We start from the raw sequence: 12,485 nt of genomic DNA on the forward strand, positions 1-12,485 counted from the left end.
GGCCGAGACAAACGTGTTTTAATTACATGAAATCCGGAAATTCAGTAAAACACTTTAGTTATGTCCCAGCCTCTTTCAACTTATCTATATGTTCTTGAAATCCAAAAAACCTTCCCCTGCTATTATTTTACCTCACTCATAAATTCCTTTAAATTCTCTGGCCCCTCCAATTTTTCAACATTACTCTTTGCACTCTCAGAGGAATATGTGAATATATAACTTCTCCCCTCGAACTTATATTGGTCTTCAAACTCAGTATATGATAATGTCTGAGCTTCTTCTGACAGACCCTCCAGAAACGTTTCCGAGTAAAAATGGACCTTAATTGAAAATCTTCCTAGGCTTTGATTCTGTAAATAAGTGACTACCTTGTATAACCACTCCAACTCCGCTTCTACCTTACCAGTTGGATCTCGTAAAACATGCAAAAAAAGAATATGATTTAATTTGCCTGAATGCTGCTGGGCGATTTCTTCATATTGCTTTGTAACACTATACTTTTTCCGTACATCCTCTGGTATTGAAACGTTTGCCATTAACAAAAACGAATCTGTGAATTGACCTATGTACGAATTTAACTGTTCATTTAGCTCAAAGCGCCACTTACTTTCGGCATAATTGTCACTTAAAATCTCACTCGACTCAGTAACATGGATTTGTATCGGTATATGTGGATTAGCGATTGGGTTAGCCTCTATCTGATATGAACCATCACGTTCACCAAGAATCTTCGAATATTCCGCTTCCTTCAACTCAAATTCCTCATCATACTTACTCTCAAGGTATTTTTCAGCTGCATCTGTTGCTCGAAAACTAGTAAGATCGTAATAAATATAGTCATAAAAAATCACACCAATAAATAATAAAAGAATACCACCGAAAGTTACTAAACAGCCTTTCATTTGTTCAATCTCCTATCTGTATCAACTCTCATGTTAGACGTGTGTAAGCATCTATTAGTTACACTTTTTAGCACAAAAAAAGAGCCAAGAAGACCGCCCTCCCAGCTCGAAAAATGGTACACGAGAACCGTCCCCATTATTCCCCATTATTCACACCAATAACAAGCACTATTTTTTCCCTTTTCTTTAACATCATAAAGCGCTTGGTCTGCTCTTTTCACTAGCTGTTCAGGTGAAATATCTCGATTGTATGCAGAAATACCTATTGATGCCGTAATGGTGATACTATGCTTTTCGATCATCATTGGCTTTACAATTTCTCTTTGTATTCTTTCAACAATCTCGTGAACCTCAGCTTGATCATTCGGGGCTGTGAGAATCACAATAAATTCGTCTCCACTCAACCGACAAACAATGTCTGTGGTACGAATAGACCGTTTAATCCGCTTTGAAAATTCAATGAGGACCGCGTCTCCACCAGCATGTCCATATTGATCATTCACATCCTTAAAGTGATCAATATCAAGATACATAAGCATTATACCAGTAGATTCATTACTACACCTTGCAATTTCCTTACTTAATAATTGGTTAAAATAATACCGATTTGGCAAGCTTGTTAATGAATCATGAAAAGCTAAATATCTGAGCTCCTCTTCATGCTTTTTCCGTTCACTTATATCCCTTGAAACCAGGATTGTTCTCGTTTGATTATCATCAACGACATTTTGCAACTTCAAATCCATCCAAAGAAAACCCTCATCTCCAACTTTATAGCGGAGTTCGATTTGCAGAGGCGTTTGAGTATTTTCGATTTTTTCAAGCTTTGCCATGAAAAGGAGGATATCATTACGATAGATAAAATCCAAGATGGACTTATTCAAACAATCATCAGGGGGAATTTTCAACAAAGCAGCTACTGAAGGAGACACATAAGTAATCGTTTGCTTATCATTAAGAATCATAATTAAATCTGACGTGTTTTCTGCAATAAATCGGTATTTCTCTCCACTTTCCATGATCTTCTTCTGCGCTGCAACTTGCTCCGTGACATCCTTATACATCGCAACGATGTATAAAAGCTCTCCATCAACATTAAGAATAGGACTATAAGATGCAAAAATCTCAAGTAATTCACCCGATTTTGTGAGTCGCTGCACTTCATAATAATCAAGCCGTTCACCTTTTTCCATTCTTTTTAAAAAGGGCTGTTGATCTTCAATCAAGTGTTGAGGGAGGATTGGTGGCTGCAGATGACCTTTTAGCTCTTCACTACTATAACCAAGAATCCGCTCAAACGCTGGATTCGCCTTTAATATTGAACCATCAGGTGCAATCAAAAAGATTGCGTCATTGGTATTATTCCAGATTAACTCGAACTCATTGGTCGCTGAGAAATCCTGCTTACTAGTAACCCTATAATGATTTATCGAATTCATATTAGAATCCCCCGTAAAAATGTGAAATACAAAACGCTCAAAGTTAACGCATACTTACATAGTATAATAAAAATTCCCAAAAAAGGGAATGAAAAAATGGTTCATTAGGTCTAGTTCTATGGTCTGGTGCCCGGGTTCAGTTCACTTTCGCGTCTCAACCTCCGTACACAGATCTGGTGCACGGGGTGGTGCATGGGGACGGTTCTCGTGTCTCAACACTATACTCTTACGAGAAACGCCATATGAGAACTAGTACATACCACTTATGCAGACAATTCGATGCTTCACGAGAACCGTCCTCTCGCACCATTATGACATATAATATACGTTTCACATTAAAATCGTTTAATAGAATCATAGAAAAATGGCCAGGGGAAAAATCCCCTGACCTTAAACATTTTGTAAAAAATGAGACATGAGAACCGTCCCTATATCACTCAAACAAAGGTGCTACTCGTTTTTTAGAATTTTGTTCATATGAGTATGCGAGTTCAATTAATCTTGCTTCACTGTAGGCCATTCCTGTAAATGTCACTCCGACAGGCATTCCAACATTGCTATAGCCAGCTGGTACCGTAATTGATGGATATCCTGCTTTCGCTGGAATTCCTGCACCTCTATTATTCGCAAATAACAGTGCATCAAGATTGTTTTCTTTCATGACTTTATCAATACCTAATTCTCTTGAATATTTAATATCATCTGCACGTTGTTGTAAGTAAGTTGGATCCTCAAGACTTTCACTTAATGCTTCTGAACGCTCAAGATGAATCTGCCCGTACTTCATTCGAACATCTGGATCTTGCTTGTTAAATTCAATAATGTCAGCGAGGGTTCTTACTGGCACATTGTCTGAGACAGTCTTTAAATAATCGTTTAAGTTATGTTTAAATTCATACCATAATACTTGCGAAGTATAAGTATGTCTCGGAATGGTCACTTCTTCGATAATTGCACCTTGTGCTTCCATCACTTCAATCGCTTCTTCTACTATTCTCTTCTGCTCTCTTGTTGCTTCATTATAGGTTGAAAGAAAGTTATAATCAATTCCAATTCTTGCACCTTCTAGCCCATCTAATTTAAGGTGTTTCGTATAATCTGTTAATGCTTTTCCTTCACTCGTTTCAGTGATTGGATCTGTTGGATCAACACCTGTTAGTACACCCAATGTAATCGCAGCATCTGTAACCGTTCTTGCCATAGGTCCTGCTGTATCTTGACTCATTGATAATGGAATAATCCCCGTGCGACTTACTAACCCGACAGTAGGTTTAATCCCGACTAATGAATTTGCACTTGATGGACTTAGAATAGACCCTGATGTTTCTGTCCCAATAGCTACAACCGCAAAGTTTGAAGCAATTCCAGCACCAGACCCTGAACTAGAACCACCCACACTTCCTGCTGAAAAAGTTTCTGGCCCATACGGATTAAGAACTTGCCCACCAAGAGCACTATACCCACTTGGTACACCAGTTGTCATAAAATAAGCCCACTCACTCATATTGGCTTTTCCTAAAATAATGGCTCCAGCTTCACGAAGTTGTTTTGCAACCCAAGAATCTTCACTCGCATAATTATCTTTAAGTGCAATCGTCCCTGCAGTAGTAGGCATGTTGTCCTTGGTATCTACGTTATCTTTTAAAAGCACAGGAATTCCAAAAAGTGGCCCTTGCTTTCCTTTGCCTCGTACTTTGTCCATTTCTGCAGCAATTTCTAAGGCATCTGGATTAATGGTTAAAACTGAATTAATTGTTGGACCATTTTGATCATATTTCTCTATTCGATCCAAGTACATTTGTACAAGCTCAACCGAAGTAATTTTATTAGTTTGTAATGCCTTTTGAATTTGTTCAATCGTTGTTTCTTCAATCACAAATGATTGAATCCCTGTCGCTAAACCTGCAGTCACATTCTTCGATACAGCACTTGAAGCTTTTTCATTCTTTGAAACGGCATTTGCAGAATTTCCATTAGCAAACCCTAATGTTGGAGCCATCAGCATTGTCAGAACCATTGACGACGTGACGAATGTTTTTATCATACTCTTCTTTTTCATACGGAACCCCCTATAAATTATGTATATATTCTACCTATTTAAACTCTCCTTTCTCTTAATTATTTACTAGTTTAGTACGTTCATAGATTTAATACTATTACTCTGTCAGTTCTTCTAACAAAGTATCTTTCGACAACCGAAATAGCTAATTTGTCTAAATTTGAAAAATAAAACGAAAACAAAATCATAGATTCTCAGGGGATATAAAAAAAGCTAGTAGACAGATTCTACTAACTTTTAGAGGTATGTGACAGGAGAACCTTCCCCACGCACCATCTCTATATACAAAGAAAAGCACCCTCAATAGGTGCTTTACAATAACTGCATGGTCGTAACACAGGTCCCATCACCATCAAAGGTGGAGATTTCTGATTCTACTGTTTTACCATTATGCTCAATCTTTGTATTATATGTTTGATTTCTCGGGAGCCACAGATCAATAAATCCGTTAGCATAAGATTTCATCTTTTTGTCGACAACAACATTTCCATCCTCGTCCTCGATATATACATCGAACTCTTCTTCAACCATTTCTCCTTGGCAACCTGCCAAATTGTGATTCAGTCAAGGATGTGTTTGATGTTCATAAGGAGCAATTGAAACAAAGAAGTCAGTCTCTGACAAGTCATAAGTCTGTTCACTTCCCTCACTATCAGTAACAATAAGTTCCGATGATGTAATTGAACCAGACTTGTCCTTTATAGTACCTTCACTGAAATCCTGTACCAAATCTTTAATGATTTGTGTTTGGTCTTCCTGTGAAGTATTTGTATTTTCTCCAGCACAAGCACTTAACACAACCAAACTAGAAAAAATAACAACTAGAAGCTTTAATTTCATTTAACTCTCACCTCTGTAACATTACTAGACCTTAATTATACCATCATCAATCCCAACTGGTACATATGACACAATATCTTCACTTTTGAAGCACAGGGACGGTTCTCGTGTCTCAAAATATGTATTCAAAATGAAATGGCACATGAGAACCGTCCCCATGTACCACTCCAACAATGATGCACGAGAACCGTCCCTGTGCACCCGTGCGCCAATCTTTCTATATGACTTCTAATATTTCTGCAGGAGTATATACTTTGTAATCTGGTTTGGCTGATTTTAGGACTTCGATTGAGTCATAGCCCCAGCTGACCCATATCATCTTTACACCTGCTTTTTTACAAGCGATCAGATCTCTGTGCTCGTCACCCACATAGATCACTTCTGATGTTTTGAGCCTTGTCTCTCTGAGAAACTTCCGAATCAATTTATCCTTTCCAAAAATGCTACTAGAACAAATAACCTTTGTTACATTGTTAATTCTATTATGTTCTAAAAAAGCTTGAATATTTTCCTTCGAATTGGATGAAATGATGATTACTTTATATCCTTTACTCTCAAGTTCTGATAACACTTCCTTCATTCCATCGAACAATTTCACCTGATGTCTTGCTTTTAGAAATAACTTGTAGAGCTCTGGCATAACAACTGGGAGCTTGATGAGGGGGAAATTTAATAATCGACTTCTTTCTTTCATAGAAAGCTTTTTGAGATCATCTAATTCTTCAAACGAAATTTCTTTATAATTATACTTATCAGCCAAATGATTCCAGCTTGACACAATCGCCTTTTTTGAATCAGCAATCGTCCCATCAAAATCAAATATCACATACTTTATCATGAGCAAACCTCTCCTAAATCTAATAAACGATTTCTCAACATTATTAATCTATGCAACTGGTTGAAACATGGGGACGGTTCTCATGTCTCAATTTCGTTAAGTGCTTCGAACCACTGTTTCAGAAATCATCACCTTTCACCAATTTTAAACTTCATACAGCGAGTGAGACATGAGAACCGTCCCCGCACCCCACCGAACCCTACCCAAATTTAACAATTTTCTTTATTTAAATTAACATTGCGTCTTTATACTGTTAGTAATTAAATCGGTTAAAGGATGATTGATTTGAAAGCGTTGAAACCGTTAATTTTTACAGCAATAGCTGCTTTGTCGTGCTTGGGCTTTGTTGGTGGCCTGAAGGAAATGATTGATTTCATTGATCTATTTTGGATGCATTATTTTTCTTATTAGCGTTTTCCCCTGAGACCACCGACTCTTTAGTAATGTTCCTTAAGAAACGTTTGAATTTCATTATTCATCAATACCAAGTCGCCTTCTGATGGAAAATGGCCCATGTCATAGATTTTCAATCCGGTTAAATTCGAAATAATGTCTTTTGCTTTTTTGTTTATTTTACTCGCAGGGAAAAAGACATCATCTTGACCTGCTATCACTAAAGTTGGACTTTTATAATTTGTTAGTTCTTGTTTTTCGGTTAGTTTGGGCATATCCTGTTCAAGGCTTACATGTTTAAATACATCACCAATAATCGCTTTATCTATTTCTTTCATCGAATTAACAGACATGTTCCCTGCGATTCGATTAAGAGATTTCTCCGATGATGTTAAATTAAACAGAACTAATGGTACTAAGATATCATTAATCATCTTCAATTTTGACCCTAAACATATACCCGCCGGAGACACCAAAATCGCGCAATCAATTTTATCCGGCATAAATGTAGCGACTCTTAAAACAATCCCGGCACCATATGAAGGACCGATAAAAGCACAACTATTAATCTCAAAATGGTTCATTAATTGTTCAATCCACCCGGCAAAGCTATGATCCTTAGCTGAAATTCTATTTTCATCACTATAGCCAGGATGACCAATCGTATCTGGTGCATACACTCTATAGTTTTCAGCTACAGAAGAAAACCAAGAAAGCGTCATTGGATTGATACAATTGCCCCCTTGTAAAATAAAGACCGGTTTTCCATCCTTTGGACCTGCTACAAGCACATGCGTTTTTCCATAGCTTGTATTCACATACGTTCGTTCAACCTCAAACGCAAAAGAGTTTATGTACTGATCATAATGTTGAAGAATTCGCTTTTTTCCCTCATCACTTTTATAAATGGTTGCATGCCCCATAAAAAACACCTCTAATTTTTTTCAAAATACTTCCTTTATACTAGACTACTTAAAGGTGGAAAAAGTTTCATATTTTTGATAAGAAAAGCGCAAGCGCCTTGTTCAGCCTCAGGCAGGCATAAGGCAAAGCACGTAGGAAATCTTGTTTTCCGTAGTGATTTGACTTATGACCCCGAGGGGCTAGGCGCTGGAGCTAGACACTAAATCTGAGTATGAAATTTTTATACTTTCTTATCTTTAAATAAAAAAGGTGCAAGGCACCACTTTGCGGTGGTGCCTTGCACTCTACTTTGAATTATTTCCCTTTTTTATTACCAGTGTTTCCGTTATTTCCTTCACTAACTACTTTTACAGTGTTTTCTGTTTCGTTACCTGCGTTGTCAACGGCAACGACTGTAACGGTTTGGTCTTTTTTCACAGGCTCTGCAAAAACATGTGATGTTTCACCGTTCACATATCTCGCTTCTTCAACAGCTACTCCATCAACTTCAACATACCAGTAAGCAATACCACTTGTTTTGTCTGAAGCAGTAACTGCTACTGTTTTACCATCATCCTCTAGTTTCGTCTTCACTTTTGGTGAAGTGATGTCCAATTTTACAGGGAATGTAATGGTTTGAACGTCAGCACCTTCAAAGTCTAGTGTTGCTGCTACTTGTAAATAGTACTGTCCTTCTGGAGCAATTTTGCCATTTTGCATCGTACCGTCCCATGTCCAGCTAGAATTTAAATAGTACTGTTGGCCGGCTCCACCATCATAGTAGTTTTTACGAACATTTTCTTCCGTCGCAATTTCTTTGACAATTTTACCATCAGCATTTACTACACTCAATTTCAATTCTTTTGCATTACGAACCAATGATAGCAAGTATGTGGCACTATCATTTGTACCATTGCCATTAGGTGAAATAGCAATTAGTTCTGGGTTGATGCTACCAGTTGCCTGATCAACACCTAAGAAGCTATAGTTATTGCCACTTAAAACACCTGTCAGTCCATAATAAGAGCTTGAATCCCAAATTGGAGCGTCTATAATTGGTGACGCATCCCATTCACCTTTAAAACCAACATAAGGAACAACTAGCTCTGGATTTGTGTCAGTAGGGTCTGTTAATTTAACAAAACCTTCTAACCAGTATCCATTAGTAAAGTACGTTCTTAAATCTTCATCCCATGCGCTAACATCAACAGTGATTTCGAAGGTTGCTCCACCATTAGCAGGAACCTCAATCGTACTTACAGGTTTGCCGTCAACTGTTGTAGCTCCTTCTAATTCAAGTGCTCCAACAAGATTAGATGGTGTTGTCATAAAGTCACTTACATTAACAGGATAATCTGTTTGTGCACTTGCACTAACATCATAGCTCACAGCTTCATCAGAGAAGTTTTCAGCTGTTAACTCAAATGTTACAACATCGTCTTTTACTTCTTTTAACGCCACTTTCGCTTCACCTGTTGTCGAATCTGTAACTGTAACAGGAGTAGATAATGCTGCATGAAGCTGCATTAATCCTGCACCTTGTCGACGTGGTGATACAGGTGCATCTTGAAATTCAACAGGATCAGCTGTATTTAGTAATAATTTTTTCGCAAGCTCAGCTCTTGCCGCACCATCAATGGCAAATTCTTCATCGACACGTTGTAAAACTAATGCTGAACCACCAGATACATGTGGTGCTGCCATTGATGTACCGCTCATTACTTGATATTCATTATGATCAGCAGTAGAGTAAATTTGTCCACCTGGAGCCGTAATTTCTGGTTTGAAATCAAGGTTTGGCGTTACTCCCCATGAAGTGAAGTCACTCATTTTACCTGCTGCTGTATTAGGTATTGTCATTTTTTCGCCAGCAAATGTAACTGTGACAGGTTGTCCAGCTTGAAGTGCTTCTGCAAAACGATCTCCATCAGATTGTAGCATAAATAGTTGCGGAATCGTGATAGCCTTGTCTGTTGCCATACTAACTGTTCCACCTTGATTGTTATAGATAATAACACCAACTGCTCCAGCCTTCTGTGCATTTAGAGCCTTATCAACAAACGCAAATCCACCACGTTGAACTAATGCATATTTTCCACTTACGTCCAATTCAGCAAATTCTTCTACAGACCCTAAACCAGCATGTACCAATTCATAAGAACCATTTGCAGGTCCATTTTGACCAGCAGATAAGTACATCACTTGTTCTGCTTCATTTTCACCAACTGTTACACCTACAGTATCAACGTCCATGTATGTGTTCTCAAATGAAGCGACTGAAATCGAATCATAAGAAACACTTGGTGCGCCTACTAAGCCATAATCAGGATTTGATGCATATGGATAGAAGAATCCATTACCAAAGTATGCGGAGTTCCCAGCAGAAATGGACATCACCACACCATTATCAACTGCACGTTTCACGGCTTGCTGTTCAGGAGACTGTGCATCAACAAATCCAGCAGTTGAACCAAGACTCATGTTAAGAACGTCTGCCCCTAATTTAATCGCATCATCAATCGCTTTAATATAAATATCTCCGTAAGTCGTTGCTACGTCGTTACCAAATACACGTAATGCTAGTAATTGTGCTTCTGGTGCAACACCTTTAATTCCGCCATTTGCTTCATCACCGTTTGCTGCAACCGTTCCACCAACGTGCATACCATGCATGCCAGTATCAGCATTAGAGTCAAGAATGACGGCATTATTGTCCATATAGTTCCAACCATAAGGAACCTTTTCATTGAAAAATTGACCTGGTAATTCAAATTCTGAAATGGCATTTTCTACTTCTTCCTTAGATAATTCCGCTGTAGAACCATCTGTTAAAAGAAAATCCTTGTGCGAAGGGTCTAGACCAGAATCAATGATTCCAACCGTCATCCCTTCTCCATCATAGCCAAAGTCACGCCAAGCTTGTTGGGCTTGTACTAGTTCTTTACTGTACTTCATATCTGGTTCTTCAGTTGGAAGTTCATACTCTGTTGCAAGGTATACTCCCTTTACTTCTGCTACTTCTTTAATTGCTTCAATTTCGCCATATTTCACATTAGCACTGAATCCATTTGCAACTGCATTGAATTCTTGAAGATACTCAATGTTAACTTTTTTCCCTTTAATTTTATCCTTCGCTGCTTTTTGCTTATTTTTTGCAGCCTTTTCTAATTGTTTACGCTCTCCCTTGGAAAGCTTGTCATACTTTACACCCTTTTTCGTTGCCGTTTCGATTGGTGTATCGCCAACCAATTCAATAATGACACGAACCTCTTTATTTGGATCTATATCTTGTAAATCTGTAGGTACAAAGTTTGTGGTATCAAGTTTCGGTTTTTCGCCTGTTAATTGCTGTGGATTAACTCCACCTGACACAGCAAAACCGCTACTACTAAATGCGACGAGTAAAACTAGTAAAATGACTGAAATCCTTCTTAACATCTTCATCCTCCTTATTATATAAAGATTAATACTTTACTAGATTCTTCCCCTCCCTAATATTTCGAATTGAAAAACAATTTTTAATAGTATAACTATATAATATTACTAGAATTTGGAATAGCGTCGTGAGTCCTAGTCAAAAAGGACCAATTGCCTGAATATTCAGGCATGTAAGTAGGGACGGTTCTGATGTCTCATTTTTATTTCCGAAACTAAAAATGGTGCACGAGAACCGTCCCCGCGCACCAAATCCTTGCGTTATAAAAAAGAAATGGCACACGAGACCATGCTCGTGTGCCATTTCCTTAGGTTAAGCCGACTGGACTAACCCATACATTTCTGGATAATTCTTTATTTGTTGAACCTCTGTTATCCTTTTTGGGAGAGGTGGATGTGTGGATAGGATTTGGCTTAACCAAATGAATAAGCCTGTTTCCCTCCTTGCCGATTCGATATACTCCTCTGTATCAACTTGAACAAATAGTTTTTTGCCCACAGCTAAAATCGTTAAAGCGTTAATTGCAGCATCAGGGTTACTAGTAAACGAGGTTGCCATTCGATCACAAGTGAATTCACAGGCTCTTGAATAAGCATTTCCTAAAAACGGGATCCACCTTGCTGGTAATATTAAGAGATTTTTAGTTAAATGCTTTCTCTGAATATGTGCCAACTCATGAGCAATTACGAAATCTAGTTCATCACTGTATCCCTCTTCTGTAAGCTCAACAATATCAGAATAAAGGACGATAAAGTTTCTTCCGAAAAAACGAGTAGCAAATGCATTAAGAACTCCATCAGATTGAATAACATAAATAGTAGGAATTTCTTGAACATTCATTTTCTCAGCTATCGTTTTAGCACGATTATAAATTAATGGAAATTGCTTCTCTGTAAGCTTAATTCCATTACTTCTAATATGACCGATAGATAGGCCATGTAGAAAAACACTAACAGCTACTCCAATTAAAATATAAAATATTCCTATAACAGAAAGAATGAGTGCGAAATAAGTAAATATGCTAATAACTAAACAAAGAGTATAGTACCCTTTCTCATTATCATGAATTAATCGTTGATTCATAATCTTCCCTTAACCTTCTACAGTAGCTGCTGCTTCTTTATTTCCGGTAGCTCTAATTGATCTTAGCTCACTAATTACCTGTTGTTCTACTTCTCCGTTTTTCTTTTGAATCATACCATTAATTAAAAAGAGATCAATTAATGTCCATAACCCTAGTCCACCTAATGTGAAAGTCATAGCAACCCCTGTACCAATTTTACCTAAATAATAACGGTGAACTCCAAGATTTCCTAAGAAAAACCATAGAAGCCAAGTTGTAGCCGTAGACTTTTTACGCTTGTCCATTTCAGATGCCAACAATTGAAGTTCCTGTGAAGTTAATTCCTTCTTTGAAGCTAAATTTTCCATTTTTCTTCCTCCTCATAATAAAAAAAACTATCTCTACGAAAATGAGATAGTTGAATTACCACGTTAATATACCTATACATTAATGGTAACCCGACTATCATAGTTCTGGATAGAACCTTAGACTCGTAGCTTTGCGTCCTTGTGTTTCCACAAGTTTGCCCTTGCATATTTAAAAAGCATGAGGATATAGTACCACACTTAGAATATTAAAAGAATAGGAATAATGTACTATCGACATAGGGAC

Annotated in this window: 9 protein-coding genes and 1 riboswitch; all 9 genes read right to left on the bottom strand. The window is 37.7% G+C overall.

Translation table 11 applies throughout. From position 1 onward, the window contains the following. Positions 1 to 122 precede the first annotated feature (122 nt). The gene (locus BLQ56_RS16215) at positions 123 to 902 is read right to left on the bottom strand and encodes a hypothetical protein (protein WP_090856631.1); all 780 of its coding nucleotides are present in this window, start codon (positions 900 to 902) and stop codon (positions 123 to 125) included. Positions 903 to 1,048: 146 nt separating this feature from the next. Then, entirely contained in the window at positions 1,049 to 2,341 is a 1,293-nt protein-coding gene (locus BLQ56_RS16220) for a diguanylate cyclase domain-containing protein (RefSeq protein ID WP_090856633.1), read from the bottom strand. 433 nt (positions 2,342 to 2,774) lie between these two features. Further along, positions 2,775 to 4,400: an amidase family protein gene (locus BLQ56_RS16225; protein ID WP_238457294.1), complete on the bottom strand. Its 1,626-nt coding sequence runs from the start codon at positions 4,398 to 4,400 to the stop codon at positions 2,775 to 2,777. 312 nt (positions 4,401 to 4,712) lie between these two features. After that, positions 4,713 to 5,240, bottom strand: a complete 528-nt coding sequence (locus BLQ56_RS24105) for a CueP family metal-binding protein (protein WP_175490343.1) — start codon at positions 5,238 to 5,240, stop codon at positions 4,713 to 4,715. 217 nt (positions 5,241 to 5,457) lie between these two features. Next, positions 5,458 to 6,078: an HAD-IA family hydrolase gene (locus BLQ56_RS16240; RefSeq protein ID WP_090856642.1), complete on the bottom strand. Its 621-nt coding sequence runs from the start codon at positions 6,076 to 6,078 to the stop codon at positions 5,458 to 5,460. 437 nt (positions 6,079 to 6,515) lie between these two features. Further along, complete coding sequence (locus BLQ56_RS16245) at positions 6,516 to 7,394, bottom strand: alpha/beta fold hydrolase (RefSeq protein ID WP_090856645.1); 879 nt, start codon at positions 7,392 to 7,394, stop codon at positions 6,516 to 6,518. Positions 7,395 to 7,689: 295 nt separating this feature from the next. Continuing rightward, a complete protein-coding gene (locus BLQ56_RS16250) occupies positions 7,690 to 10,812 on the bottom strand; it encodes a S8 family serine peptidase (RefSeq protein ID WP_090856647.1) in 3,123 nt (1,040 codons plus the stop codon). A 310-nt stretch (positions 10,813 to 11,122) separates the two neighbouring features. Continuing rightward, positions 11,123 to 11,893: a M48 family metallopeptidase gene (locus BLQ56_RS16255; protein WP_090856649.1), complete on the bottom strand. Its 771-nt coding sequence runs from the start codon at positions 11,891 to 11,893 to the stop codon at positions 11,123 to 11,125. Positions 11,894 to 11,902: 9 nt separating this feature from the next. After that, complete coding sequence (locus tag BLQ56_RS16260; RefSeq protein WP_090856652.1) at positions 11,903 to 12,241, bottom strand: TM2 domain-containing protein; 339 nt, start codon at positions 12,239 to 12,241, stop codon at positions 11,903 to 11,905. Between the two features lie 81 nt (positions 12,242 to 12,322). Then, a riboswitch (cyclic di-GMP riboswitch) is annotated at positions 12,323 to 12,411 on the bottom strand. Positions 12,412 to 12,485 lie beyond the last annotated feature (74 nt).

Origin of the sequence: Litchfieldia salsa (genome assembly GCF_900104555.1) — a bacterium.
GTDB lineage: Bacteria > Bacillota > Bacilli > Bacillales > Bacillaceae_L > Litchfieldia > Litchfieldia salsa.

Excerpts from the sequence above, each read along its gene's own strand:
- BLQ56_RS16215 (WP_090856631.1), bottom strand. The coding sequence starts at position 902 with ATGAAAGGCTGTTTAGTAACTTTCGGTGGTATTCTTTTATTATTTATT.
- BLQ56_RS16220 (WP_090856633.1), bottom strand. The coding sequence starts at position 2,341 with ATGAATTCGATAAATCATTATAGGGTTACTAGTAAGCAGGATTTCTCA.
- BLQ56_RS16225 (WP_238457294.1), bottom strand. The coding sequence starts at position 4,400 with ATGAAAAAGAAGAGTATGATAAAAACATTCGTCACGTCGTCAATGGTT.
- BLQ56_RS16240 (WP_090856642.1), bottom strand. The coding sequence starts at position 6,078 with ATGATAAAGTATGTGATATTTGATTTTGATGGGACGATTGCTGATTCA.
- BLQ56_RS16245 (WP_090856645.1), bottom strand. The coding sequence starts at position 7,394 with ATGGGGCATGCAACCATTTATAAAAGTGATGAGGGAAAAAAGCGAATT.
- BLQ56_RS16250 (WP_090856647.1), bottom strand. The coding sequence starts at position 10,812 with ATGTTAAGAAGGATTTCAGTCATTTTACTAGTTTTACTCGTCGCATTT.
- BLQ56_RS16255 (WP_090856649.1), bottom strand. The coding sequence starts at position 11,893 with ATGAATCAACGATTAATTCATGATAATGAGAAAGGGTACTATACTCTT.
- BLQ56_RS16260 (WP_090856652.1), bottom strand. The coding sequence starts at position 12,241 with ATGGAAAATTTAGCTTCAAAGAAGGAATTAACTTCACAGGAACTTCAA.